Source organism: Porphyromonas sp. oral taxon 275, from assembly GCF_018127745.1.
Lineage (GTDB): Bacteria > Bacteroidota > Bacteroidia > Bacteroidales > Porphyromonadaceae > Porphyromonas.
The window spans coordinates 468,559-492,637 of the sequence record NZ_CP072333.1 but is presented as its reverse complement, the minus strand read 5'-3'; the positions used below and the strand labels follow the sequence as shown (position 1 = coordinate 492,637).

Below are 24,079 nucleotides of genomic sequence, written 5' to 3'. Positions count from 1 at the left end.
AATACCTTACGTGCATGATAACGTATTTGCGTTAGCCCCTGTTCGCGCCCTAACTTTGCCAGCAAAAGATGACGCGATATGCCGAAGAAACAAAGCTATTTTAACGTTCTGCCCTCCGCCTCAGGCGAGGCCTCACTCATCCTCTACGGGGAGATTGGCGACTGGTCCGAGCTCTCCAGCGCAAAGGTCGTCAGCTCCTTCATGGAGCTCGAGCGTAGCTATCAGAAGATAGACGTGCGCATCAATAGCGTGGGCGGTGAGGTCTATGCGGGTATGGCCATCTATCAAGCCCTCGTCAACAGCAAGGCGGATGTCACCATCTATGTCGATGGTATCGCAGCGTCGATGGCCGCTATCATCGCCCTCTGTGGCAAACCCCTCTATATGTCCCCCTTCAGCCGCCTGATGCTGCACAATGTCAGTGGCGGCAGCTGGGGCAACAGCAAGGAGCTGCGCGAGACGGCCGAGCACATGGAGAGCCTGCAGCAGGACCTAGCGCGTATGATTGCTGGGCGTCTTGGTAAGCAGCCCGAGGAGATCGAGGACGCCTACTTCAACGACGGTAAGGACCACTGGATTACCGCCCGTGAAGCGCTCGAGCTGGGGCTCATCGATGGTATCTACAACCTCGACGACGAGGAGGGGAGCCTCTCTGATAGCTCGACGGCTGAGGAGATCGAAAAGTATTTTACGAACCGCCTGAACAACCAGGCACTAAAAGATAAAGACATGGCACTGTTAGATGAACTGCGCAGGGGCTGCCCTGCGATCACCGCCTCCATGGGCGATGCAGAGGCGGCTCATGCCGTCGCCGAGATGTACGCCCGCCTCGGGGTGAAAGACGAGGAGAACAAGCAGCTGCGCGCTCGTGTAGAGGCCCTCGAGGGCGAGGCGAATGCCGCGCTCCTGAATGAGGCCGTAAGCTCGGGTAAGATCGCCGAGGCGCAGCGCGAAAGGTATGCCGAGCTCCTCAAGGCGGCACCCGAGGAAACGCGTGAGCTGCTGAACTCGCTCCCCGCCCGCAAGAGTGCGCCCCGCGCCGCCGACTACATCGGCAAGGAGAACGGACCCTCGAATCGCTTTGCGGGGCGCAGCTGGAAGGAGCTCGATCGCTCGGGTGACCTCGTCGCCTTCAAGCGCGAGGACCCTGAAGGCTTCAATAACCTCTACAAGGAGACCTGGGGTAAGTCCTACGAGGACTAACTCAAGGAACCTCTAGCATCAACAAAACCAAAAAGGAAAATGGCTGTAAACAAAGAATTGTGGATTAACCACATCGAGGAAGGCTTCTTCCCCGACGACGGCTTTGCCGTCAAGAGCTTGGACGACTCCGAGTATGTGAGTGGAAGTATCGTCCACGTGCCGAACGCAGGGCGCCCCAGTAGGGTGGAAATCGACCGAACCAAGAAGCCCGCTGAGGTCAATGAGCGCACCGACTCCGAACTGGTATATAAGATCCATGAGCTGACGACGGACCCCATCCGACTGTCGCACAAGGACACGGTGGAGCTGACCTATGACAAGCGCGATAGCATCATCGGGGAGGATAAGGCCGAGCTGCAGCGTGTGGCGCACGAGCTGCTGCTGAAGAAGTGGACCGAGGGCCTGACCTCGGCAGAGACGGTCCTCACGACGGGGGAAGCCCGTGACGCCCACACCCTCAAGGGCTCGGGCAAGCGACTGAAGATTACCTGGCGAGATGTCAAGCGCATCTCCGTCATCTTCAATAAGCAGAACGTCCCCGCCCTCGAGCGCTACCTCCTGCTGGATGCTGAGATGTACGATGACCTGCTGGGCTCGCTCGCGGACCACCAGCAGCTGGCCTTCCTCTCTTCGGCGGACGTCACCAAGGGTACTGTCGGCCGACTCTTCGGCATCGACATCATGATGCGCAGCACGGTGCTCCGTGTCCTGAGCGACTCGACGATCATCGGGGAAAAGGACGAGGGGCAGGCTACTGAGGTCGCTGCGGGTATTGCTTGGCAGCGCAACAGTGTGGCCCGTGCACTCACCAAGCTTGAGATGTTTGGGAAAGAAGGTGATCCTACCCATTACGGTGATATCTACTCCTTCCTCCTGCGCACTGGGGGCGCTCGTCACCGTGTGGACAAGAAGGGTATCCTCCTCGTGGCCGAAGGAACGAACTAAACAAAACCTCGCCTTATGAAGAAATTACCAGGCGTAAAAATCGCCTTTCAGAATGGGAAGCTGGGTAAGGTCTCTGAGTCCCCCGATGGTCTCCTGGCACTCCTCGTGAGTGCCGAGGCCAGCGGTGGGGGCTTCCAGCTCGGCCACCCCTACGAGCTGAATAGCATGGCTGACCTGCCCACAGGGATCGATGAGCCCCACAACGGAGTCCTCCTGAAGCACCTCCGTGACTTCTACGCCGAGGCAGGCGAGGGGGTCCCCCTCGTCCTCTACGGCGTCCCCAAGGGCAAGACCATGACAGAGCTGGTCGCCAAGGGTGAGAGCGATGAGGACGCGGGCGAGCTGCGCAAGCTCATCACGCTCACAGGTGGACGCCTTAGGGGCGTCGTCGTCGCGCTGGATGCCTCCGATGAGCAGGAGGCCACGGCGGGACTCGTCCCTGACGTCCTCACCGCTATCCCCAAGGCGCAAGAGACGGCCGAGTGGGCTACCAGCGAGCTCTACGCTCCGCTCTTTGTCCTGCTTGAGGGGCGCGGGCTGAAGCGTCAGGGGCTCACTGACCTCAGCGAGCTAGCGTCCAATCGTGTGGCCGTCTTTGTCGGGGACACGAGCCCCGAGAGCAAGGGGGCGGCTGTTGGCCTGCTTGCGGGGCGCATCGCCCGTGTGGGGGTGCAGCGCAATGTCGGACGTGTGGCCGATGGTAAGATTAAGGCCGAGGCCCTCTATCTCGAGGGCAAGCCCATCGAGGAGCAGAGTGCCTTCGTGGCCGAGCTCTACGCCAAGGGCTACATCAGCCCGCGTCAGCACGTCGGTCGTGTTGGCTACTACTTCACCGACGACCGACTCTGCACCGCAGATGTCGACGACTATAGCCAGCTGACCTCACGCCGCACGGCCGACAAGGCTTACCGTATCGCCTACGGGCAGTTGCTGGAGTTTCTCCTGGATGAGCTCGAGGTCGAGGAGGATGGATCGCTGCACCCCGCCAGAGCAAAGCAGTGGGAGAGTGCCGTCACCAGCGCCGTCGACAAGGCAATGACCGCTAGGGGTGAGCTCTCGGCGGATCAGACCTCGGGCAGCGGCTGCCGCTTCGTCCTCAAGCCTGGCAATGTCCTCGCCTCCTCCAAGGTGGAGGGCGTGCTGAGCGTACGCCCCCTGGGCTATGCGCGCTACATCGATGTTGCACTAGGATTCGCCGTAACTAAACAGTAATAGAGCTATGCCAGTAAATGTATTTAACTATAGCGAGTACGAGTGGCGCAAAATCACCGTGCTTGTTGGCGGGCGCCGTATCGTGGGGCTCCGAGGCATCGAGTACACGGCCGAAGAAGAGCAGGAGGTCATCTACGGAGCAGGCAGCCAGCCTATGGGCATCCAGCGCGGCAACATCAAGTATTCGGGGACGATCACCCTCACGGGTAGCGAGTACCACCTACTGCAGCGGGCCTGCGGGGGGAGTATCCTCGGCGCTTCGACGACCATCGTGGTCGCTTATGGCAACCCCTCAGAAGGGGATGTCATCCATACCGATACCCTCCTGGGCTGCACCTTCAGTAAGGAGGAGGACAAGTGGAAACAAGGCGACAAGTTTGCTGAGTTCCCTATCCCCTTCATGTTCCTCCGCAAGCAGGCCGAATAACACAAAACGAACCTATCATTATGGATTTCAGCAAAGAACAGATCGAAGAGTATAAGAAAAAGTTCGGCGAGGACAACGTCTATCTCATCGAGGTAGAAGATAAGAGCTGTCTTGTTCGCAAGCCGAATCGCGAAGTGTTTAGCTTCGTGGCTGGGCTGACGGACCCTATCGAGATGTCGGCAGCGGTGCTCGGGGCTGTGTGGATAGATGGCGATGAGGAGATGCGTCAGGACGATGACTACTTCCTCCCTGCTATCGGCACGCTAGATACGCTCCTCAAGCAGAAGGAGGCCCAGATAAAAAAGCTCTAAGGGGGGCGGGTGCGATCTCTGCCTCCGAAGAGCAGCAAATCACCTGGGAGAGCTTCTACTTCTTCGACACCTACCTCCGTTATTACCTCCACCTCAACCCCGACACTCTCTCCGACAACCAGTGGGCGATGACCATTGCCCACCTGAACGAGATACGTAAGCTCGAAGCCGCAAATAATGGATAAGACCCTTAAGTTCCTCATCAAGCTCCAGGCGGACAGCTCGAACCTGCTGTCCACCGCTCGAGGCGTTACCAGCTCACTCGAGGGCATAGAGCGTCGGGCTCATAAGGTCCGCGCGAGCCTTGCAGGGGCCTTTGGGCTGTCGGGTTTGGGGCGCGAGCTTAGCCGCATCCCAGGGCTCGCCCTGCTGACGAACCCCTACGGGCTCCTTGGCGGGGGGATTGCGGCGATCTCTCGTGTGGGGATGCAGGCCGAACAGGCTTCTATCGGCTTTCGAACGCTCGTGGGTGATGTCGAGCTTGCGACGAGTAAGCTCGCTGAACTCAATGAGTACGCGGACAGCGAGAGCGTGTTCTCACGCCTGCAGGTGTCGGAGAGTTCTAAACTTCTTATGGGCTATGGCGTAGCCGCCGAGGATGTCGTTCAGCTGGTCAAACAGTTGGGTGATATCTCGGGCGGTAGCGCCGAGCGTCTCCGATCTCTTGCCCTGGCTTTTGGTCAGGTCACCTCCAAGGGGCACCTGATGGGTCAGGAGAACAATCAGTTTACAGAGGCGGGATTCAATCCGATGAAGGAGTTGGCGGAGATGACGGGGAAGAGCTACGCCGAGATACAGGCGATGAGCGAGAAGGGGCGTATCTCCGCCTACAACGTAGCGCAGGCAATCCGCCACGCAACGAGCGAGGGCGGGCGCTTTCATGGGATGATGGACGCCCTCGTTGCCTCGGGGGCGGGGAGCTGGAATAAACTGGCAGGAGTCATCATTAAGGGGGCGGTGAGTATCTACGATGAGCTCAAGCCCTACCTCATCGGCGTAGTGGAGCTCGTTACGGCCAATGTCCCTAAGGCTGTCCAGGCAGTGACTAAGCTCATCCACGGAGTGGTCGCTGCGGCAAAATTCGTCAAGAGCTGGCGGAGCGAGCTGCTCCTTGCCGCGTGGGTCGTCGGTGTTGCCACCGTCGCCCTCAAGGCGCAAGCAATCGGCCACCTTGCCCTCGCCTCAGCCGCCTACGTCGCCCAGGGAGCTACAGCCGCATGGACAGCGGTGCAGTGGTTGCTCAACGCAGCCCTCACCGCTAACCCCATCGGCCTTGTCATCACGGGCATTGCGATGCTCGCTGGAGGCGTCGTCTACTGCTGGAACAAGTTCGCGGGCTTCCGCGCCTTCATCCTCACCATGTGGGACACGATGACGGGATTTGGGGGCATCATCAAGGACTATGTGGTCAGCCGTATCGAGGAGCTCCTCGGCGCTATAGGCAAGGTCGGCAAGGCAATTAAGCTCCTCTTCGAGGGGGACTTCTCAGGTGCGGCTCAGGCCGTCCAGGACGCAGGCAAGGGCGTCCTCGGGGTGAATAGCGCTAAGGCCGCCTATGAGTCCTCGAAGAACCTCCTCGGCGGGCTCGGTTCAGCTTACGATGCCACGCTTGCCACGCAGTCAGCGAAGCAGGCTGTCGAGGAGCAGACGAAGAAGCCCGAGCCTGCGAAGATTAGCCTCCCTGGGCTCAAGGGCAGCGAGGAGAGCGTCATCTTTGGCGCAGGCAAGGGCAAGGACAAAAAGCACGGGCGAGGCAAGACGGGCGATGCGATAGCCACGGGTGGCACGCGCAACACGCAAATCACCATGCATATCGGTAAGCTCATCGAACGCTTCGAGGTGACCATGCACGACAAGGCGGACACAGCCGAGCTCGATAAGCTGGTCCTCTCATCGATTAACCGCGCCTTGGCGATAAGCACCTCCACCGACCGATGACACGCTTTGACCTAGAGAGCCTGGCACACCGCCTCCCTGTCCCCCCTCCTTTTCTTTTCGATCGAATCAGCACCGTAGTCCCCTCAGGTGCTGTACCTCAGGTGGAGATCCCCCTGGAGGAGCAAGAGCTCGAGGAGCTGCAGAGCAACGCCCTAGGCCTCCCGATGCTCTTCCCCCTCTCTCTCGCCCGCGAAGGTGAGGAGCCCTGGCTGATCCCGCAGGAGCTGATGCTCTCCGTCTCGGGCGCGCACATCCTGGTCAAGCGGCAGGTGGCCAAGGGCAAGATACGCGGCAGCATCAAGGAGCGATGGGCTCAGGATGACTACATCATACGCCTCGAGGGGACACTCATAGGGGCGGGTGGGCAGTATCCGCGCGAGGAGCTGCGCCGCCTCGTGAGCTACTTTGAGGCGGGGAAGCTCATCGCCTACTGCCCGCTCCTGGAGCTCTTCGGGATATCCCGCATCGTTGTCGAGAGCTGGGAGCTGCCCCATACCTCGGGGACCGCCAACCAAAATTTCACAGCCCAGGCCGTGAGCGACGATAGCTACAAGCTCCTCCTCACCCGTAAGACCCTCGCACGCTAATGCTGACCCTCTCCTACGACATACAGATAGGTGACTACAGCCTGGGCATGCTCGACAAGGTGGAGCTGCATCGATCGGTGGAGCTCCTCGCTGACACGGCGACGATCACCCTGCCTGGTAGCGAGTACAACAAGACGCTCGAGGTGGAGGATGCACTGCGCCGTGGCGATGAGGTGGTCATAGCCCTCGGCTACGAGGAGACGGGGCTCAGGGAGGAGTTCCGCGGCTACCTGCAGCGCATAGCCACCGATGGGGGGAGTATCACCCTGCACTGTGAGGACGCACTATATCTCTTCCGCAAGCCCCTAGCGGATGCGGTGCACAAGCAGATCACGCTCTCTAAGCTCCTGGAGCTCATCATCCGCGAGCTTGGCCTCCCCCTGAGGGTGTCGTCTACCTACAGCTGGACTTACAACAAGTTCGTCCTTAAGGGGGCGACGGGCTATGACGCGCTGCGCAAGGTGCAAGAGGAGTGTGGGGCGGACATCTACATCGAGGGCGGGACGCTGCACCTGCATCCACCTGGGGAGCTCGTAGGTCAGGAGCGGGTCTACAACTTTGCCCACAATATCGAGGAGGCGGACCTTGCCTATCGTCGTGCGGAGGATAAAAAATATCAGATCACCGTCAAGGCGCTGCTCCCCGACGGTAAGGTGCGTGAGGTGGAGGTCGGCAGCGCTGGCGGCGATAAGCTCACCATCAAGTGCCCGACCTCCGACGAGACGAGCATGCGCCTCAGGGGCGAGGCCGAGCTGCGCCGCCGCTCCTTTGACGGCTATGATGGCAGTATCACCACCTGGCTTGAGCCAGAGTGCCGCCCAGGCGACACGGCGCTCATCATCGACGAGGACTACCCCTACAAGGAGGGGAGCTACTTCGTTCGCTCGGTGACGACGGAGCTCTCCGCCTCGGGGGGCAAGCGTAAGGTGGAGTTGGGATTTAGGTTGAGCTGATATGGATAAGTACAGAGAGCTCGCCGACCTCCTTCGCTCGCTCGCGCCCAATAGGTCCGTACTCCTGCAGGGCATCGTCACAGAGCTGGGTGAGCTCACCTGCTCCGTCGAGGTGGAGGGGCTCGTTATCGACGAGGTACGCCTGAGAGCCTCTACGGCTGAGGAGGATGCCCAGCTGCTGGTGAGGCCTGCCGTCGGCTCAGTCGTCATCCTCGGCTCCCTTACGGGGGACCTGGACCAGCTGGTGGTGCTCTCCTGCGATAAGGCGGAGGAGCTAGTACTTATGGGCGGTCGCTTCGGTGGCCTCGTCAAGGTCGGCCCACTGGTCGAGCAGCTCGAGCAGCTGGAGCGCAGCATCGAGGAGCTAAGGCAGGGCATAGCCAGCTGGACTCCTGTCCCTAACGATGGGGGCGCTGCACTCAAGGCCTCGCTAGCGGGATGGGCCTCCAAACCCCTCGAGCGGACGACCCGCAAAAAGCTCGAGAACAGCAAAATTAGACACTGATATGATAGCTCTGCAGCTTGGTGAGGACTACGACCTTGCCGTCCGAATCGCCCGTGATAAAGAGGGGCGCATCCTCGGCGGCTTGAGCCTCGCGGAGACGACGCCACAGAATCAAGCGCTCCTCCTCCTGATGCATCAGGGGGAGCTCAAGGAGGCACCCGCCCTTGGCGTAGGGATCACGGATATGCCCCTCGATCATCGCCCCCTCTACTGGCGGGCGCGGATACGCGAGCAGCTTGAGCTCGACGGACAGCGGGTGGACAGAGTGAGCATCACTGCTCAAGGCATCACCATAGACGCGCACTACTAACAATGCACAGACGACTAACGATACAGCTGTGGGTGGCTGTCATCCTCACCCTCTCAGGTATTGCTCTGCTATGGGCTGCCTTCCTGGTCGTGCCCCTCGGGGAGATACACAACTCCGTACTCCTCGCTTTTGGCGAGATGTCCACCTTCGCGGGGGCACTCTTCGGCATCGACTACAAACACCGACTAAACAAGGACCTAAACAACAAAAAAACAAAGACATCAGATGACGACCCCCCGCAAGATTGAGCACCTCGTGGTGCACTGTACTGCCACCTCGCAGTCTACCTCCGTAGCTAGCCTGCTTACGGCCTTCAGAGCCCGTGGCTGGTCCGCTCCTGGATATCACTATGTCATCACTCCCGATGGCAAGCTCCATGAGCTCCTCAGCCCCGACCGAGTGAGCAATGGTGTGCGAGGACACAACGCAACCTCCATCCATGTGGCCTATATCGGTGGTATTGATCGTGAGGGCAAGGGTGTCGATAACCGCACCCCCGCGCAGAAGGCAGCCCTCTTAGACCTCCTGCGTGAGCTCAAGCGGCAGTACCCGACGGCCTCCATCCTCGGCCACCGAGACTTCTCCCCCGACAAAAACGGCAACGGCATCGTCGACCCCTGGGAGCGGATCAAAGAGTGCCCCTGCTTTGACGCTATCCCCGAATACAAAGACATATAGCAGCTATGACACGACTACGAACAGAACGGCTACTGATGCTCCTGGCGCTCATCCTCTTTTGGGCGCTCATCCTCCTCGCTCTATCCTCTTGCGCGACGACGCGCACCATCGTTAAGGAGGGGGCGGTGCGTACCGAGTGGCGCGACCGCCTCACCGAGCGGCGCGATAGTATCTACGTACACGACAGCGTGTACCTCCACTCAAGGGGGGACACTGTCTACCTAGAGCGCTGGCGTACCCGATTCCGAGACCGCCTGCAGCGTGACACCGTATATATGCACAAGGTAGACAGCGTGTACGTGGATACGCAAGTTAAAAAGATGGGGATCCTCGGCGATGCAGGCTACAGCATTCGACTCCTGGTGCTTGGCTCCCTCGTCGCCGTAACGCTCTACTTCTACGCCCGATTCCGACGGAGATGGAGGTGATATTGCAGCGGGGGCAGACGCTGTGGGATCTAGCCGTGCAGCACAAGGGTGACTGGCGCGCAGGCATTGATATGGCGCGGTCAGCTGGCCGCTCGATGACGGAGACGCCACAGGAGGGCGCTAGCTACCCCCTGCCCTCCGTCGTCTACGACAAGGCGCTTGAGCGCTATGCCAAGCTCAATAAGATTGAGCCAGCAACGCTCGAGCAGCTCCCGCGTGCTGCGCTTCGTGTCTTCTCCCCATCCTTCAGCGAGGTATTCGCATAGCATTCGGGTGACGATGGGAGAGCAGTCTAAGGTTAACGGATGCGGCGCTTGCAGTGGCTTCTTCGCCTGGCTGCGCCCGCCCCATCATGATTTTTTTGTCAAGGAGTGTACGCTGCATGACGAGCTCTACAACCTTGGAGGCAGTGCTGCGGATAGGCGCAAGGCCGATATCCGACTATTTCAGGATATGGTAGCCCGCTCCTCCGCCTACTTCAAGGGACGCAAGCCCTCCTCACAGCTGTGGTTCGTCCTCCTCAGCTACCTCTACTATCTCGCAGTGCGCGCCTTCGGGGGCGGGCAGTTCAACTATCACTCAGGCAAGAGGGGGTAAAGGAGAGCCCCCGACCTTGCAAAATAGGATCTCACCTCTATAATGCGGCAACGCCAAAGCGTGTGGTCGGGGGCTCTTTAGGGCTCTCTTCCACGCTTTGGCGTTGCTATTATATAGGGGTGAGACACTGCAAAAGTAAGCATTATATTATATATGAGGACACCAATCACCTACTACGGCGGCAAACAGACCATGCTCAAGCACATTCTGCCGCTAATACCTTCGCACACCCTCTACACCGAGGCCTTCTGTGGGGGCGCAGCGGTGCTCTTTGCGAAGGAGCCTTCCGACGGTGAGGTCATCAACGACCTCAACCAGCAGATGACCAACTTTTACGAGATGCTCAAGAGTGAGTACGACACGCTTAAAGCTCGAGTCGATGTTACCGTGCACTCCAGAGATATGCATGCCCATGCAGCACACATCTTGGAGTACCCTCAGTTCTTCACTCGTATGGACCGAGCATGGGCAGTGTGGGCCTTGTCTAAGATGAGTTTTGCCAGTATGCTGGACGGTTCATTTGGCTATGATTTCGGGGGAGGGCTACCGAAAAAGATACGCAACGCCAAGGAGGAGTTCGGCGAGCACCTATCCAAGCGCTTGGATAACGTCACGATCGAAAATAGGGATGCTCTTGAGGTCATCCAATGCTATGACACTCCCGACACCTTTCACTTCGTCGACCCTCCCTATGTGGGGAGTGACTGCGGCCATTATGAGGGCGTGTTCGGCGAGAGCCACCTGCTGGCTCTCCTTGACCTCCTTGCAGAGGTCAAGGGTAAGTTCATGCTGACGATGTTCCCCGATGTCAACATTGAGCGATATGCCACTCAATACGGGTGGCACATCCATCGTATCGAGCGCACGATATCGGCCTCTAAGACCTCCCGACGAAAACAGGAGGAGTGGATGGTGTGTAATTATGTAAAGGTGGAGGAGCCGACCCTGTTCGACTGATGAAAGAAGGGCGTTCGGATGGTTGCCGAACGCCCTTAGTATATTCCCCGAAAATGTAACGCTTCGTTTCTTCTCAGCGGGGTGTGTGGGTGCACGCTTCGTTTGCAATGTGCCGCACGCTTCGTTTTGCGGATTATAGTGTCTTAATGGCACGATAAGCAGGCTAAGCGTGCACGGATCTCAGCCCGCGGACGAAGGAAGAGACGAAGGCCCAGCACCCTAGCCAAGGCCGCCCAGCAAAGGGAGGAAGGTGTCGCAGCGAGACGACAGCCTTAGCCCAGCTCGGTGAGGGATATCAGTGGGCAGGGCTGAGGGATATCCCTCGCAGGCGTGACGGACGTCTCTCAGCCTCGCCACTGATATCCCTCAGAAGGCCTCCCCCTAGACCGTCACTCCGCTAGGACAAGCCTCCCGCCTCAGCCCCCCAAAGCACAGCGCCCCACAGCTCACAAGGAGCTGCGGGGCGCTATATCTAGCGGATCAAGTAGGCTGGCTAGGGGCTCAGAGAGCCAGCCCTAGTAGGGCAAGCTACATTCCCCGCTGCCTCTAGCGTACCGTGAGGGTGAGCTTATCGCCCGCCTTCATCAGGGGAAGCTGGAGGCGACCCGAGCGCAGGAGCTGCTTGGGCTGCAGGAGACGCCCGTTGAGGCGCAGCTCGTAGCGCTCGAGCCCCTTGGGCAGGGTGAGCTGATGGCGGTAGGGGCTATGGCTGACGAGCTCGAGGTAGCTCAGGCTGCCGGGCTTCGACTGATCCCAAGAGAGGGAGCAGGTGGCATTCCCCACCACACGCAGACCCGTGATCTCCCCCTTAGCCCAAGCCTTGGGCAGGGCCGGCAGCGGTGTGATGCTCCCCGTCTCACTACGCAGCAGCATCTCCATGATGCCCGAGGCACCGCCGAAGTTGCCGTCGATCTGGAAGGGTGGGTGCGCGCTGAAGAGATTGTTCTCCGTGCCGCTACCGTTGGCCTTGCCCGTCGTGGGGTCCAGCTCAGCGACGGGGCGCAGCAGGAGGTTGAGCACCTTGTAGGCCTCCTCGGCGTCCCCGAGGCGTGCACGGAAGTTCACCTTCCAGGCCATAGACCAGCTGGTACTACTAGCCCCGCGGGCGTCGAGACTACGGCGTGCAGCCTCCACCAGCTCGGGCGTCTCCTCCTGGGTGATCTCGCTGCCCGGGTAGAGCCCGTAGAGGTGGGAGACATGGCGGTGGTGTGGCTCAGCCTCGGCGAAGTTCTCCATCCACTCCATGATACGCCCGTCGGGAGCGATCGTGGTAGGCTTGATGCGGGGGAGCAGCGTCGCCAGATGGCGCTGCGCCGCGGTATCGACGCCGAGCGTCTTGGCCGCTGCGATGGTGTTCTGCAGGAGCTCGCGGATGATCTGATTGTCCATCGTAGAGCCCGCACAGACGGCGACGCTCTTGCCCTCGGGCGTCAGGTAGTGGTTCTCAGGCGAGGTCGTCGGCACGTTGACCAGATAGCCATTGCGCGGGTCCTCCACCAGCGTGCTGGAGAAGAAGCGTGCCGCGCCGCGCATGATGGGATAGATGCGCTCGAGGTAGGCCTTGTCCTGCGTGTAGCGGTAATGGTTGTAGAGATGCTGGCAGAGCCAAGCCGCGCCCGTATTCGTCGCGCCCCAGCTGGGATGCTCGCCAGGGGCGGTGAACTGCCAGAGATTGCCAAGGATGTGTGTCACCCAGCCCTCGGCATTGTAGAAGGCCTTAGCCGTGGCCTCTCCCGAGCGTACCTGGGAGGCGATCCAGTCGGTGAGCGGACTGACGGCCTCCCCAAGGTTGCCCTTCTCGCTAGGCCAGTAGTTCATCTGTAGGTTGATGTTCAGATGGTAGTCCCCATTCCATGGCGCCTGGATGGTATTGGTCCATAGCCCCTGCAGATTGGGGGGCAGAGCACCAGGTCGGGTACTGGAGAGGAGGAGGTAGCGGCCGAACTGCAGGTAGAGCGCAGCCAGCGCAGGGTCACGCTGAGGGTCGCGGTAGTAGGCGACGAGGCGCTGATCGATCGGCAAGCGCAGCAGCGTCTCATCGCTCCCCTTCAGAGCGATCTGCACGCGCCCCATACGATCGCCGAAGGCCTGCTGCTGGGCGCGACGGAGCTGGGCCTCACCAAGGCGCTCTGCCGCCACCAGCTGCTCGACACCCCTGGCTAGGAGGGGGAGGCGTGGGTCGTAGTAGTTGGTATTATGCGCCAGGTAGATCGTCACGACGGGCGCCCCGACGACGAGGAGCTCCTGCCCCTCACTGATCAGCTGCCCGCCCTCGGGGAGCACGGGCTTAGCGAGGATAGCATAGCGCAGCCCTTGGCCGCCCTTGCCATCACTGAGAGCCCCGCTCATGGTGAGCATACCGCCCATCACGGCCGTCTGGCCGCACTCGGGGCGGCTCAGCGTGAGGCGAAGGGTATCGCTCTTGGCCTCGGGGCTGAGGTTCTCGATGTGCAGCACCTGCACATCCTGGGTCATGGAGCTGTAGAGCGTCTTGAGGCGGTAGGGACTGCCTGCGACCTCGAGGCGCTCGGTGCTGATCCCCTCCTGGAGATCGAGGCTACGGCGGTAGGCGGAGAGCTGCGGTGCACGTGTCCAGTCCAGCTGGAGGAAGCCCCCGACCTCGTAGCTGCCGTAGGGCGTCTTGGCACCACTACCGTGGCCGCTGCCCTTCCCCCCGCAGACGAAGGTGCGGTACATCAGGGCCTCGGCCTCCTTGGCCTTACCTGCGAAGAGCAGCTGACGGATCTCGGGCAGGTGCTTGGCCGCCTCGGGGTTGAGCGCCGTAGAGTCGATGCTGCCGCTCCACATAGAGCTCTCGTTGAGCGTGATACGCTGGCGCTGCACGCCCCCATCGGAGAGCATCCCCAGGCGACCATTGCCCAGGGGGAGCTCCTCCATCATGCTGCGTGCAGGGCGATCGAGGTGGTAGCTCAGCGCCTGGCGGTAGGCGCTGCTGTCCTTGAGGAGGGGGCTTGGAGTGGCCTTAGGGCGCACGCCTGCCGAGAGCCCCAGCGGAAGGGCGAGGCTCAGGCCGAGGAGTAGGATGACTTGCTTGGGTCTATACATGGATAGCTTATGCTTGGTGAAGTGAGTCATAGGAGAGAGGCTAGCGGCGTGCTAGGCGGCTAAGGCGATAGACTAGGGTCGCATGAGGGCGGATCGTCTGGGAGAGCTGCCCCTGTACGGCAGGGAGCGAGCGCTGCTCCACACAGTCGCGGACGCGGTAGCGCACCTTGGGCTGGAGGGCGGAGAAGCGTGTGAAGTCGAAGTGTGCCGTCTGCTCCGAGTCCTTGAGGTTGGTCGCGGAGATGGCCACATCCCCATTCGCGAGGTCCTTCATGAAGTAGATGATGCCCTGATCCTCCAGGACGAGCTCGGCCTGCTGCCCTAGCTCGTCTTGGTCGAGGGCTATGAGGTCGGCATTGGTGATGAGGTGCTTGTCCTCGGGACGGATGGGCTTCGTCAGGTCGAAGGACAGCAGCAGCGGTGAGGACCACATGCACCAGAGGGCGAACTGGGTCGTGTACTCGTCCTGAGTCATCCCTGGGCCCGTGGCGCAGAGATCATTGCTGGACTTCCCCGTCCCATGGATCCCGACACACATCATATCAGCGTCGTTGAAGCGGTTCACCCCGCTGTAGGGCCATAGCCCCTTCATGTCCTCGATGCTCTGAGTCACGCCTATGCCGCCGGGCTTCCCGACCCAGCAGTCGCGCGTGTCGTAGGTCGCACGCCAGGCAGAGGCCCCCGTGCGTGCCCCCCAGAGCCAAGGCTTGCGGGCGCCCCACTCACACATATAGAGCAGGATACCCCCTGCCTCGCGCAGCGCAGTACCCATCGTGCGGTAGCGCTCCTCGGCCGTGGCGGCATCCTTAGGGGCGAAGCAATAGTCGTACTTCAGGAGATCGACGCCCCACTGAGCATAGGTGCGCGCATCCTGCTGCTCGTAGCCGAGCGAGCCATAGGCACCTGCGCAGGTACGCTCAGCAGCGTCGGAGTAGATCCCGAACTTCAGCCCACGCCCGTGGACGTAGTCTACCACGGGCTTCATCCCCTCGGGGAACTTCTTCGGGTCGGGCTGCGTAGCGCCATCGGCAGCACGCTGGGGTGCGTGCCACAGGTCGTCGATGATGAGGTAGCGGTAGCCTGCGGCACTCAGCCCCTGCGTCGTCATCGCATCAGCCACCTGCCGCACGATGGAGGCGGAGATATTGCCCTCGACGACATTCCACGAGATCCAGCCCATGAAGGGACGCGCCAGCCCGAGGCTCTTGCTCACGGTGAGCTGGGCGGGGATGGTACGCTGCTCCTTGCCCGAGCTCACGATGAGGCTGTAGCTGTAGCTCCCTGCGGCGGGTGCTGTACCCTCGATGAGGCGACGCTGCGCATTCCATCGCAGGCCCTTGGGCAGCCCCTTGACGCTCAGCTGCACCTCGGGGGAGGAGGCTACGATCTTGTGCATGAAGGGGCGATGCGGGAGGCTGAAGACCTCAGTAGCGCAGCTGAGGCCGAGACTATCGGACGCGCTCTGAGCCGCCACGGGCAGGGTGCTGCAGGCTGCCAGCAAGGCTAGTGAGAGTAGATGCTTCATAGAGGGAAGTGCTATTAGATGAGTATTCGTAGTGCGAAGATACGCCCTTTAGGCGAGGAGGCGGGACTGGGCGAAGCAGCGCGCCGCGTGTAGCGTCAGCGTATCCCATGCTGGCGGTAGCTGGCCGCCAGAGCCGAGGTCAAGCGCAGTAGGAGGTCGAAGAAGACCATCCGCGCATTGACATTCTGCGCCAGGTGACGCTGCGCCAGATCCAACTCCTCCTGGACGACACGCACATTCTGCCCCGTGACGACACGGCGCAGATACTGGGCTATGCCCTGCTCGCGGCTGGTCAGGTAGTTCAGCTCGGGCTGCTGCAGGTTGTAGAGATAGAACTCTCGGAACATCCGCGCGAGGTACTCGATGAGCTGCGTCTGCTCGTCACGGCTCAGCTGGGCGAGCTCATCGCCGAGAGCGCGCATCTCCAGCGGCTGGGCATTGACCGTAGCGCGGAGGATACGCTGTAGGTAGCCGAAGAGCTCCCGATCGCTCGTGTCCTCTCCGAGGAAGAGCTCGCGCGCACGGCGCCAGCTCCCGTCCGCCAGGTGTGCCGCTAGCAGGGCGTCCGAGCCTGCGGGGACACTCGGCAGCGCCATCAGGGCGCCGATCAGCTCGCCCTCACTCAGCGGCTGCAGCTGTAGGCGCTGCATGCGGCTGCGCAGCGTGCCCAGCACCAGCTCCTCCTGCATCGTCACCATGAGGATGACGGTGCGGGCTGCGGGCTCCTCGACGAACTTGAGGAGCTTATTGCCCAGCGCCTCCTGCATCCGCTCGGGACACCACACGATGAGCACACGATAGCCCTTCCCGCCGACGCGGTAGCTCAGGTGCTGCTGCAGTTCGTCTCCCTCGCGGGCGAAGATCGAGGCACGCTTGCCCGTCGCCCCGAGCTGCTCCAGCCACTCCTCATAGCGACCGTAGGGGCCCCGCGCGAGGTACTGGCGCCAAGGCTCGAGGTAGTCGCTGCAGTAGTTGCGCCCCGCCTCGTTGACGATGGGGAAGAGGTAGAGCAGCTCCTGCTCGGCATAGCCGTCGTAGCGACGACAGGAGGGGCAGTGCCCGCAGGCGTCAGTGGCGCTAGGCTCCTGACAGTTGAGGTAGCGCGCATAGGCATAGGCCAGCCCAAGCGCCCCCGAGCCGTCGCGCCCGACGAAGAGCTGTGCGTGCGGCACGATGCCTCGCTGTGCGGTCTCCAGCAGGAGCCGCTTGGCAGCCTCCTGCCCGATGATATCACGGAAGTACATAGTCTATTCTTTGGTCGAAGCGCGCCCCTTGTCCCAGCCCCGCAGCGATGAGGGCGACGAAGCGCTCTATATAGCCCGCCCCCTCCTGGCTGATCATGCTCTCGGGGTGGAACTGCAGGCCGAAGGCGGGACGACTGCGGTGTCTAAGGGCCATCACCACGGGCTCCTCGCGGCCGTCCGCACTTAGCGGGCCGCTCAGCGCCGTAACCTCGAGGCAGGGCGGCAGGCTCTTCGCCTCCACCGCCCAGCTATGGTAGCGCCCGATGATACGCCCGCTGGCCTCCGCCCCGAGGATGGGATCGGCCACCAGCTGCACGAGCTGGCTGGCATGTCCATGCAGGGGCCGCTCCAGCTGGTAGAGCTGGGCGCCGAGCGTCTCTGCCAGCGCTTGGTGTCCGAGGCAGACGCCGAGCAGCGGAAGCCCCCGATCCAGTGCCAGCCGCACCAGGCGCAGCATCTCGGGATAATCCCGAGGCAGTCCCGGCCCTGGGGAGAGGATCAGCCCATCGTAGCCCTCGAGCTGCTCCTCCGCGAGCGTCTCCTCCTGCCTCAGCTCGTAGCTGATGTCCGGCAGCTCCCGAAGGAGCTGGACGATGTCGTAGACGAAGGAGTCCCTATTGTCAATGACGAGTAGACGTATCATATGAGGCAAAGGTACGGAAAAGCCCTGCCCTAGCCGCACACAGCGAAGGATAAGCCAGGGTGCAGGAGCCCAGCCACCACCCCACCCCACTCCAGCCCTCCCAGCGTAGTCCAAGCAAAGGCGCAGCGTCCCTCCAAGCAAAGGCCCAGCGCGCCCCCAGCCTTAGCCGAGCTCCGCGAGGGATATCCTTCAGCCTCGCTGACTGCTATCCCTCACGCCTCTGACTGACGCCCCTCAGCCCGCCCACTGATATCCCTCGGCCGCCCTCCCCCTATATCCGCCGCACGCTGCCGCACGCCGCCGAGCCTTCGGCCCTACCTTTAGAGCGGGCAGTGAGTCTTGAGCTCGCACCACTGATCTCGGACTTATAATCTAATAGCGAGCAAGCCCTTAGGGGACTTCTTCCTCCCCAATCGGCCTACTGGAAGTAAGGAGAGAGCCAAGCCCCAAACAGCACCTTAGCCCTAAAACAAAAACGGCACGGGAGGGAACGAAGCGTACTTCGTTCCCTCCCGTGCCTGATCCTCCGACGTGGAGCTTTAGCCTAGGCTAGAGGCGCACCATGCCGCTGAAGCCCATGAAGGCCATGGCGAGGATACCCGCCGAAATCAGAGCAATGGGAATGCCACGCATACTGGACGGGAGCTCGGTGCGCGCCAGTTGCTCGCGGATGCCCGCAAAGACGACAAGTGCGAGCGTGAAGCCAAGCGCGATGGAGACGGCATAGACGACGCTTTCCATTAGGCTGAACTCCTTCTGGATCACGAGGATCGCCACGCCGAGCACGCAGCAGTTGGTCGTGATCAGCGGGAGGAAGACGCCGAGCGCTTGGTAGAGGGCGGGCGAGACCTTCTTAAGAATGATCTCCACCATCTGCACCAGGGCCGCGATGACGAGGATGAAGGCGATGGTCTGCATATAGACCATGTCCAGCGGCTCTAGGACGAAGCGCTGCAGGAGGAAGGTGCACATCGTCGCCAGCGCTAGGACGAAGGTCACGGCAGCACCCATACCAGCGGCCGTATCTACCTTCTTCGACACGCCAAGGAAGGGACAGATGCCGAGGAACTGCGAGAGGACGACGTTGTTGACGAAGACCGCCGCGACGAAGATGAGTAGGTAGTGCGTCATGATAGCTTATTCTTCAGTGCGATGAGATAGCCCAGGACGATGAAGGCCCCTGGAGCGAGGACGAAGAGCAGAGCGCTATAGGTCTTGGGGTAGAGCTGTAGGCCGAAGGCGGTGCCTGCCCCGAGGAGCTCGCGTAGCAGCCCCAGCAACGTCAGCGAGAGCGTGAAGCCTAGGCCGATGCCTACGCCATCAAGACTGGCGTGCAGTACGGGCTGCTTCGCCGCCACTGCCTCAGCACGCCCTAGGACGATACAGTTGACGACGATCAGCGGGATGAAGAGCCCCAGCGACGCGTACAGCGCGGGCAGATAGGCCTGCATCAGCAGCTGGACGATCGTCACGAAGCCTGCGATGACGACGATGTAGCTGGGGATACGGACGGCGTCGGGGACAAGGTGCTTGATCAACGAGATCGCACTATTGGAGCAGATAAGGACGAACATGGTCGCCAGCCCCATCGCCAGTCCATTCAGTGCCGAGCTGGTCGTGGCGAGCGTAGGGCACATCCCGAGCAGAAGGACAAAGGTAGGGTTCTCTGTCGTGATGCCGTTCTTGATGATGTCTAGAGGTCGCATGGCGGTAGGCTAGCTAGGTGAGGAGGTCGGGGCAGAGACTGCGGTGCTGGAGCTGGAGGGCTCTGCTGAAGGGGCTGCGTCCTGCGACTGCAGCTGGCGGTAGGCACGCCAGGCGCGATTGACAGCGTCGAGGAAGGCACGACTGCTGATGGTGGCGGCGGTGATGGCATCCACCCGTCCGCCGTCCTTGCGTACCGAGAGCGGAGCCTCCTTGCTCATGCTGAGGCCGCGCATTTCCCTTAGGCCGCCCGTCTCGCTCTTCTGGTGATACCACTCGGGGATCAGCGAGCCAAGGCCGGGACTCTCGCTATGCTCCAGCACGGAGAAGTCCACGAGCGTGCCCTCAGCATCGAAGCCCACCATCACGGAGATCAGGCCGTTGAAGCCCGCCCGCGTGTAGCTCTCCACGGCATAGCCTACGAGGGAGCCGCCCTTCCTGGCTGGGTAGACCGTCAGACTATCGGTCTCGCCCTCGGGCAGCAAACGCTCGCGCTCGGCGTAGGGGTTATTATCGAAGGCAGGTGTCACGGCACGTATAGCCTCTACCTTGGCCTTCATCGCCGAGGCCGCAATGGGCTCGGCGGTCACCTTATTCACTAGAGCCAGGATCCCCGAGACGACGATACAGATCCCCGTCAGGGAGAGCAGCATATTGGGCAGGGTCGAACTTAGCTTCTTCATCTTAGCGTCCTCCGAAGTGCTTAGGGCGTACGTAGATATTGATCAGAGGCGTGAAGGCATTCATGATCAGGATAGCAAAGGACATCCCCTCGGGGTAGCTCCCGAAAAGGCGTATCAGTATCGTCAGGAGCCCGATGAAGGCGCCGTAGATCAGCTGCCCACGTGCTGAAAGCGGGCTCGTGACGTAGTCCGTAGCCATGAAGATCGCCCCGAGAAGCATCCCTCCCGAGAGGAGGTGCACCAGCGGCGAGGCATAGAGCGCGGGGTTGATCAGGTGCATCAGCCCAGAGAAGGCAAAGGCAGAGCCCAGCACCGCCACAGGGATGTGCCAGGTGATGACCCGCCGCCAGAGCAGATAGCCGAGGCCTAGGAGCAGCGCTAGGGCACTCACCTCCCCGAGGCTACCGCCGTGCAGCCCCAGCAGCAGGTCACCCGCCGAGGGGAGCTGCTCCCAGCTCACCCCTGGGGCCGCCGTCGCTACGCCCTTAGCGATACCCAGTGGCGTAGCCCCCGTCGTAGCATCGGTATAGCGAAGCAGCTGCCCTGCCTCAGGCCACAGCGTCATAGGTGCGGGATAGGCGATGAGCAGGAAGACACGCCCGACGAGCGCAGGGTTAAAGATATTCCCCCCGAGGCCACCAAAGCTCATCTTGCCCACGCCGATAGCTACGAGGCTGCCGATGAGGACGATCCACCAAGGGAGGCTGGAGGGGAGGTTCATCCCTAGGAGCAGCCCCGTAAGGACAGCCGAGCCGTCCCGCAGCGTGGGCTCACTGCCGTAGAGGTACTTCGCGATGAGCCACTCCGTGAGGCAGCAGCCGAGGACGCTGATCAGCAGGACGACCAGCGCCCCAAGGCCGAAGATCACCAGCGAGACGAGGCAAGCAGGCGCCAGCGCCAGCAGCACGGCGTACATATTGCGCTCGATGCTATCACCGCTGTGTATGTGCGGGGAGGGAGAGATGATGAGCTTATCCATGAGCTTAGCTTTTACGGGCACGGACGATGGCGGAGACGCGCTGCTTGCCTACACGGATGAAGTCCAGCAGCGGGCGATGCGAGGGGCAAGCGTAGCTGCAGGAGCCGCACTCGATACAGTCGAGGACGTAGCCACGCTCCACCTGATCCCAGTCGGCGTACTGCACGTCGCGCATCAGGTAGGTAGGGTTGAGCCCCATAGGGCATACGTTGACGCACTTGGCGCAGCGGATGCAGGCGCGCATGGGCTGGCGTACGGACTCCTCGCGCGGCAGCAGTAGCACACCCGAGGTCCCCTTGGTGACGGGGATGTCGGGGCCAAGGAGCGCCTTGCCCATCATAGGGCCGCCGCCGATGATCTTCCCCGTGTCCTCGGGCAGCCCGCCCGAGGCCGTGATCAGCTCGTGGATGGGCGTACCGATGCGCACGAGGTAGTTGGCTGGGCGCTCGAGGTGCTTGCCCGTGACGGTGACGATACGCTCGATGAGGGGCTTGTGCTTCTGCACGGCCTCGTAGACGGCAAAGACCGTACCGACGTTCTGCACGACAGCACCCGCGGAGATCGGCAGGGCGCCGCTCTTGACCTGACGGCGTAGGACGGCATCGATGAGCTGCTTCTCCCCTCCCTGCGGGTACTGTACCTTCAGTGGCATGACCTCTACCCCAGGGTAGTCCTTCGCCAGGCGCGTCATGAGGGCGATGGCGTCAGGCTTATTGGCCTCGATGCCGATGACGGCACGGCCTACCTCGAGGGCACGCATCAGCAGCTGGACGCCGACGAAGATCTCGGGTGCCTTGGTGAGCATCAGCTGGTGGTCACTGGTCAGGTAGGGCTCGCACTCCACGGCGTTGACGATGAGGAGCTCGGCCTTGGCCCCTGGGGGCGGAGCGAGCTTGACGTGCGTGGGGAAGGTTGCCCCACCGAGGCCGACGACCCCAGCTGCCGCGATGGCGCTGGTGATCTCCTGGGGGCTAAGCGTGCAGTCGCGGACCAACTCGGGGCTGCGGTCTATGCCCTCCTCCCACTCCTCCTCAGCAGCGACAGCGATGATGATGGCAGGGCGCTTGTAGCCCCCAGCGTCGTAGACGGCGTCGATCTTGGTGACCTTACCCGTGACTGAGGAATGGATGTTGGCGGAGACGAAGCCCCCTGTCTTGGCGATGACGGTGCCTACCTTGACGAGGTCGCCCTTAGCGACGACGGGCACGGCAGGGGCGCCTATGTGCTGCCCGATGGGGATGATGACCTCGCGTGGCAGCGCCAGCGGCTGAGGGGCGACGGCTGCGGAGAGCTTGTTTTCGGGAGGATGTATGCCTCCGAGACGAAAGGTACGTAGCATGGTCTAGCTCTTAGTTAGGGGATCCTTAGGCAGGAAGAGCTCCGCTGCTAGCGGGGGCGGCTGGCGGAGGGGATGCCGGACCCGCTGCGGCCTCGGGGGTAGCGGGCTCAGCGGCAGGCTCCTTCTTGGGCGGGAAGCCCAGCTCGTGTATGGCGTGCGTGGGGCAGACGCTGACACACTTGCGACAGAGGCGGCACTTGGTGTGGTCGATATAGGAGAGGTTGTCGGCGATGGTGATGGCCTCGAACTTACACTCCTTGAAGCAGAGGCTACAGCCGATGCAGGCATTGCTGCAGGCCTTCTTCGCCGCGCCGCCCTTGTCCTTATTGACGCAGCTGACGTAGATGCGGCGGTTCTTGGGCCCCTTCTTACGCAGCTCGATGATGGTCTTAGGGCAAGCCTTGACACAGGCACCACAGGCCACGCACTTGTCCTCTAGGATCACGGGCAGGCGCGTCTCCTCGTCCATGTACATCGCATCGAAGTGGCAGGACTCGACGCAGTCCCCTAGCCCGAGGCAGCCCCAGCTACAGTCCGTCTCGCCCTTGTAGAGGGCCGAGGCGACGGTACAGCTGGAGGCACCATTATATATATTGGTACGCGGGCGCGCGTCACAGGTGCCATTGCAGCGCAGGACGGCGACCAGCGGGTCCTGCTTCTTGGCGGCCATGCCGAGGATAGCGCCCACCTTGTCCATGACGGGCGAGCCCCCCACGGGACAGAAGAGCCCCTCGAGGCCTTCGCTACGAGCGCAGGCCGAGGCGAAGGCAGCACAGCCCGGGTAGCCGCAGCCGCCACAGTTGGCCTGGGGCAGCACCTCGGCCACCTCAGCGATGCGGGGATCCTCCTGCACCTCGAAGCGGCGTGAGACCAGATACAGCAGTCCTGCACCTAGCGCCCCGATGAGAGCGAGGACAGCGATGGTGGTAAACATGATGCTAGGGATGTGTAGTAGATGTCAGGGGATGCAGCTCCAGACGCAGCGAGCGCGCCAGGCGGCCTCGAGAGGCGTAGAGCACGAGGCCATAGAGCCCGAGGAAGGCGAGGCTGAGGGCGATGCTCAGCCCCTCACTGAGGCCGAGGGCATGCAGGCCGAGGCCGAGACCTAGGAGGAGCAGAAGGAGGGGGAGGAGGAAGGCCAAGAGGATAGCACGGCGTCCGATGCTATCGCGCGCCTCGACGAGCACAGCCTGGCCGAGCTCATAGTGTCTTCCCTGGGTAGGTATCTTGAGAAGCCTATCCTGGCTGTCGGCAGTGGTACAAAACTCTTTGGCATGGCAGCCCGTACAGGCGCTCAGCTGCTGGATCTTCACGGTCACCTCGGTCGGGGTCACTGCCACGACAACCCCCGACCGGCGTTCCGACCCAGTACATGATCCGTTCATTGTGATGTCCTATTGCTGGTGAGGAGCTGTAGTTATCAGCTCAGATCAGACCGAGGGCTTAGTCCCAGCTCTTGCGAAGGTACTCAGCCCCAGCCCCAAACAATTCACATAGACAAAAGTAGGTATTCTGCCCCAAAGAAACAAGCCCTAGAATACATAATTCTTGGTAATAGGTCGTGGAGCACTTCCCGCCCTCTGGCAGCCCTCCTCAGCGCCTCTTCAGAAGGGCCCTCCGAGCCCCCTCACAGCGAGATCAAGGATAAGGGTGACGAAGCCCCGACAAGTCCCTGCCGAAGCTCACAGCCTAGGGGGACGGAGAAAAGGAATATAAGTTCTCGCCAGATATGATATAATAAATGGAGCTGACTGATAGCTGTGACAGCGAGAACTTATATAATAAACTTCAGTCCCCCTTTAGGGTCCGTTCACTCCGATCTATATAGGGGGCTAGCGAGGCACT

Annotated in this window: 27 protein-coding genes; 16 read left to right on the top strand and 11 right to left on the bottom strand. The window is 61.6% G+C overall.

Annotated features, from left to right (window positions below; all coding sequences use genetic code 11):
* Positions 1–78: 78 nt before the first annotated feature.
* From J4862_RS01890 to J4862_RS01815, 16 genes are all read left to right on the top strand, one after another.
* Positions 79–1,203: a head maturation protease, ClpP-related gene (locus tag J4862_RS01890; RefSeq protein ID WP_211789056.1), complete on the top strand. Its 1,125-nt coding sequence runs from the start codon at positions 79–81 to the stop codon at positions 1,201–1,203.
* A 39-nt stretch (positions 1,204–1,242) separates the two neighbouring features.
* Positions 1,243–2,148, top strand: coding sequence for a P22 phage major capsid protein family protein (locus J4862_RS01885; RefSeq protein ID WP_211789055.1), 906 nt, complete (start codon positions 1,243–1,245; stop codon positions 2,146–2,148).
* Between the two features lie 15 nt (positions 2,149–2,163).
* Positions 2,164–3,360 (top strand): DUF2586 family protein, encoded by a 1,197-nt coding sequence (locus J4862_RS01880; protein WP_211789054.1) that lies wholly within the window; start codon positions 2,164–2,166, stop codon positions 3,358–3,360.
* Positions 3,361–3,367: 7 nt separating this feature from the next.
* Entirely contained in the window at positions 3,368–3,787 is a 420-nt protein-coding gene (locus tag J4862_RS01875) for a hypothetical protein (protein WP_211789053.1), read from the top strand.
* Positions 3,788–3,807: 20 nt separating this feature from the next.
* Positions 3,808–4,098 (top strand): hypothetical protein, encoded by a 291-nt coding sequence (locus J4862_RS01870; protein WP_211789052.1) that lies wholly within the window; start codon positions 3,808–3,810, stop codon positions 4,096–4,098.
* 177 nt (positions 4,099–4,275) lie between these two features.
* A complete protein-coding gene (locus tag J4862_RS01865; RefSeq protein WP_211789051.1) occupies positions 4,276–6,036 on the top strand; it encodes a tape measure protein in 1,761 nt (586 codons plus the stop codon).
* Positions 6,033–6,623 carry a DUF6046 domain-containing protein gene (locus J4862_RS01860; protein ID WP_211789050.1) on the top strand — a complete coding sequence of 197 codons (591 nt, stop codon included), beginning with the start codon at positions 6,033–6,035 and terminating at the stop codon, positions 6,621–6,623. Before J4862_RS01865 ends, J4862_RS01860 begins: the two co-directional genes overlap by 4 nt.
* Positions 6,623–7,576, top strand: a complete 954-nt coding sequence (locus J4862_RS01855; protein ID WP_211789049.1) for a hypothetical protein — start codon at positions 6,623–6,625, stop codon at positions 7,574–7,576. The genes J4862_RS01860 and J4862_RS01855 overlap by 1 nt, the downstream gene beginning before the upstream one ends.
* 1 nt (position 7,577) lies before the next feature.
* A complete protein-coding gene (locus J4862_RS01850) occupies positions 7,578–8,081 on the top strand; it encodes a hypothetical protein (protein ID WP_211789048.1) in 504 nt (167 codons plus the stop codon).
* 1 nt (position 8,082) lies between these two features.
* Positions 8,083–8,391, top strand: coding sequence for a hypothetical protein (locus J4862_RS01845; protein ID WP_211789047.1), 309 nt, complete (start codon positions 8,083–8,085; stop codon positions 8,389–8,391).
* Between the two features lie 2 nt (positions 8,392–8,393).
* The gene (locus J4862_RS01840; protein ID WP_211789046.1) at positions 8,394–8,639 is read left to right on the top strand and encodes a hypothetical protein; all 246 of its coding nucleotides are present in this window, start codon (positions 8,394–8,396) and stop codon (positions 8,637–8,639) included.
* Positions 8,617–9,069, top strand: a complete 453-nt coding sequence (locus tag J4862_RS01835; protein WP_211789045.1) for an N-acetylmuramoyl-L-alanine amidase — start codon at positions 8,617–8,619, stop codon at positions 9,067–9,069. Before J4862_RS01840 ends, J4862_RS01835 begins: the two co-directional genes overlap by 23 nt.
* 5 nt (positions 9,070–9,074) lie before the next feature.
* A complete protein-coding gene (locus J4862_RS01830) occupies positions 9,075–9,497 on the top strand; it encodes a hypothetical protein (protein ID WP_211789044.1) in 423 nt (140 codons plus the stop codon).
* Positions 9,488–9,763, top strand: a complete 276-nt coding sequence (locus tag J4862_RS01825; RefSeq protein WP_211789043.1) for a hypothetical protein — start codon at positions 9,488–9,490, stop codon at positions 9,761–9,763. The genes J4862_RS01830 and J4862_RS01825 overlap by 10 nt, the downstream gene beginning before the upstream one ends.
* A gap of 13 nt (positions 9,764–9,776) precedes the next feature.
* On the top strand, positions 9,777–10,094 hold the full coding sequence (locus tag J4862_RS01820; protein ID WP_211789042.1) for a hypothetical protein: 318 nt from the start codon (positions 9,777–9,779) through the stop codon (positions 10,092–10,094).
* A 153-nt stretch (positions 10,095–10,247) separates the two neighbouring features.
* A complete protein-coding gene (locus J4862_RS01815) occupies positions 10,248–11,051 on the top strand; it encodes a DNA adenine methylase (RefSeq protein ID WP_211789041.1) in 804 nt (267 codons plus the stop codon).
* Between the two features lie 546 nt (positions 11,052–11,597).
* On the opposite strand, the gene J4862_RS01810 is transcribed toward J4862_RS01815, so the two are convergent.
* The 11 genes from J4862_RS01810 to J4862_RS01760 form a co-directional block, all read right to left on the bottom strand.
* Positions 11,598–14,117 (bottom strand): glycoside hydrolase N-terminal domain-containing protein, encoded by a 2,520-nt coding sequence (locus J4862_RS01810; RefSeq protein WP_211789040.1) that lies wholly within the window; start codon positions 14,115–14,117, stop codon positions 11,598–11,600.
* Between the two features lie 40 nt (positions 14,118–14,157).
* Positions 14,158–15,642, bottom strand: coding sequence for a glycoside hydrolase family 27 protein (locus J4862_RS01805; RefSeq protein WP_211789039.1), 1,485 nt, complete (start codon positions 15,640–15,642; stop codon positions 14,158–14,160).
* A 95-nt stretch (positions 15,643–15,737) separates the two neighbouring features.
* Positions 15,738–16,886: a DNA polymerase III subunit delta' gene (locus tag J4862_RS01800; RefSeq protein WP_211789038.1), complete on the bottom strand. Its 1,149-nt coding sequence runs from the start codon at positions 16,884–16,886 to the stop codon at positions 15,738–15,740.
* Entirely contained in the window at positions 16,873–17,529 is a 657-nt protein-coding gene (locus J4862_RS01795; RefSeq protein WP_211789037.1) for an aminodeoxychorismate/anthranilate synthase component II, read from the bottom strand. Before J4862_RS01795 ends, J4862_RS01800 begins: the two co-directional genes overlap by 14 nt.
* Before the next feature lie 549 nt (positions 17,530–18,078).
* The gene (gene rsxA, locus J4862_RS01790) at positions 18,079–18,660 is read right to left on the bottom strand and encodes an electron transport complex subunit RsxA (RefSeq protein ID WP_211789036.1); all 582 of its coding nucleotides are present in this window, start codon (positions 18,658–18,660) and stop codon (positions 18,079–18,081) included.
* Positions 18,657–19,235, bottom strand: a complete 579-nt coding sequence (locus tag J4862_RS01785; protein WP_211789035.1) for an RnfABCDGE type electron transport complex subunit E — start codon at positions 19,233–19,235, stop codon at positions 18,657–18,659. Before J4862_RS01785 ends, rsxA begins: the two co-directional genes overlap by 4 nt.
* Before the next feature lie 9 nt (positions 19,236–19,244).
* Entirely contained in the window at positions 19,245–19,916 is a 672-nt protein-coding gene (locus J4862_RS01780) for an RnfABCDGE type electron transport complex subunit G (protein ID WP_211789034.1), read from the bottom strand.
* Position 19,917: 1 nt separating this feature from the next.
* Complete coding sequence (locus tag J4862_RS01775) at positions 19,918–20,895, bottom strand: RnfABCDGE type electron transport complex subunit D (RefSeq protein WP_211789033.1); 978 nt, start codon at positions 20,893–20,895, stop codon at positions 19,918–19,920.
* A gap of 4 nt (positions 20,896–20,899) precedes the next feature.
* A complete protein-coding gene (rsxC, locus tag J4862_RS01770; RefSeq protein ID WP_211789032.1) occupies positions 20,900–22,234 on the bottom strand; it encodes an electron transport complex subunit RsxC in 1,335 nt (444 codons plus the stop codon).
* A 25-nt stretch (positions 22,235–22,259) separates the two neighbouring features.
* Complete coding sequence (locus J4862_RS01765; protein WP_211789031.1) at positions 22,260–23,168, bottom strand: Fe-S cluster domain-containing protein; 909 nt, start codon at positions 23,166–23,168, stop codon at positions 22,260–22,262.
* Between the two features lie 4 nt (positions 23,169–23,172).
* The gene (locus J4862_RS01760; protein WP_211789030.1) at positions 23,173–23,619 is read right to left on the bottom strand and encodes a SoxR reducing system RseC family protein; all 447 of its coding nucleotides are present in this window, start codon (positions 23,617–23,619) and stop codon (positions 23,173–23,175) included.
* Positions 23,620–24,079 lie beyond the last annotated feature (460 nt).

Bases quoted from the DNA above. Each gene is read 5' to 3' on its own strand.
- J4862_RS01880 (WP_211789054.1), top strand. From the start codon at position 2,164: ATGAAGAAATTACCAGGCGTAAAAATCGCCTTTCAGAATGGGAAGCTG.
- rsxC (WP_211789032.1), bottom strand. From the start codon at position 22,234: ATGCTACGTACCTTTCGTCTCGGAGGCATACATCCTCCCGAAAACAAG.
- J4862_RS01815 (WP_211789041.1), top strand. From the start codon at position 10,248: ATGAGGACACCAATCACCTACTACGGCGGCAAACAGACCATGCTCAAG.
- J4862_RS01825 (WP_211789043.1), top strand. From the start codon at position 9,488: ATGGAGGTGATATTGCAGCGGGGGCAGACGCTGTGGGATCTAGCCGTG.
- J4862_RS01835 (WP_211789045.1), top strand. From the start codon at position 8,617: ATGACGACCCCCCGCAAGATTGAGCACCTCGTGGTGCACTGTACTGCC.
- J4862_RS01890 (WP_211789056.1), top strand. From the start codon at position 79: ATGCCGAAGAAACAAAGCTATTTTAACGTTCTGCCCTCCGCCTCAGGC.
- J4862_RS01855 (WP_211789049.1), top strand. From the start codon at position 6,623: ATGCTGACCCTCTCCTACGACATACAGATAGGTGACTACAGCCTGGGC.
- J4862_RS01775 (WP_211789033.1), bottom strand. From the start codon at position 20,895: ATGGATAAGCTCATCATCTCTCCCTCCCCGCACATACACAGCGGTGAT.
- J4862_RS01780 (WP_211789034.1), bottom strand. From the start codon at position 19,916: ATGAAGAAGCTAAGTTCGACCCTGCCCAATATGCTGCTCTCCCTGACG.
- J4862_RS01810 (WP_211789040.1), bottom strand. From the start codon at position 14,117: ATGTATAGACCCAAGCAAGTCATCCTACTCCTCGGCCTGAGCCTCGCC.
- rsxA (WP_211789036.1), bottom strand. From the start codon at position 18,660: ATGACGCACTACCTACTCATCTTCGTCGCGGCGGTCTTCGTCAACAAC.
- J4862_RS01820 (WP_211789042.1), top strand. From the start codon at position 9,777: ATGGGAGAGCAGTCTAAGGTTAACGGATGCGGCGCTTGCAGTGGCTTC.
- J4862_RS01885 (WP_211789055.1), top strand. From the start codon at position 1,243: ATGGCTGTAAACAAAGAATTGTGGATTAACCACATCGAGGAAGGCTTC.
- J4862_RS01760 (WP_211789030.1), bottom strand. From the start codon at position 23,619: ATGAACGGATCATGTACTGGGTCGGAACGCCGGTCGGGGGTTGTCGTG.
- J4862_RS01875 (WP_211789053.1), top strand. From the start codon at position 3,368: ATGCCAGTAAATGTATTTAACTATAGCGAGTACGAGTGGCGCAAAATC.
- J4862_RS01870 (WP_211789052.1), top strand. From the start codon at position 3,808: ATGGATTTCAGCAAAGAACAGATCGAAGAGTATAAGAAAAAGTTCGGC.
- J4862_RS01805 (WP_211789039.1), bottom strand. From the start codon at position 15,642: ATGAAGCATCTACTCTCACTAGCCTTGCTGGCAGCCTGCAGCACCCTG.
- J4862_RS01865 (WP_211789051.1), top strand. From the start codon at position 4,276: ATGGATAAGACCCTTAAGTTCCTCATCAAGCTCCAGGCGGACAGCTCG.
- J4862_RS01765 (WP_211789031.1), bottom strand. From the start codon at position 23,168: ATGTTTACCACCATCGCTGTCCTCGCTCTCATCGGGGCGCTAGGTGCA.
- J4862_RS01840 (WP_211789046.1), top strand. From the start codon at position 8,394: ATGCACAGACGACTAACGATACAGCTGTGGGTGGCTGTCATCCTCACC.
- J4862_RS01850 (WP_211789048.1), top strand. From the start codon at position 7,578: ATGGATAAGTACAGAGAGCTCGCCGACCTCCTTCGCTCGCTCGCGCCC.
- J4862_RS01860 (WP_211789050.1), top strand. From the start codon at position 6,033: ATGACACGCTTTGACCTAGAGAGCCTGGCACACCGCCTCCCTGTCCCC.
- J4862_RS01830 (WP_211789044.1), top strand. From the start codon at position 9,075: ATGACACGACTACGAACAGAACGGCTACTGATGCTCCTGGCGCTCATC.
- J4862_RS01800 (WP_211789038.1), bottom strand. From the start codon at position 16,886: ATGTACTTCCGTGATATCATCGGGCAGGAGGCTGCCAAGCGGCTCCTG.
- J4862_RS01795 (WP_211789037.1), bottom strand. From the start codon at position 17,529: ATGATACGTCTACTCGTCATTGACAATAGGGACTCCTTCGTCTACGAC.
- J4862_RS01785 (WP_211789035.1), bottom strand. From the start codon at position 19,235: ATGCGACCTCTAGACATCATCAAGAACGGCATCACGACAGAGAACCCT.
- J4862_RS01845 (WP_211789047.1), top strand. From the start codon at position 8,083: ATGATAGCTCTGCAGCTTGGTGAGGACTACGACCTTGCCGTCCGAATC.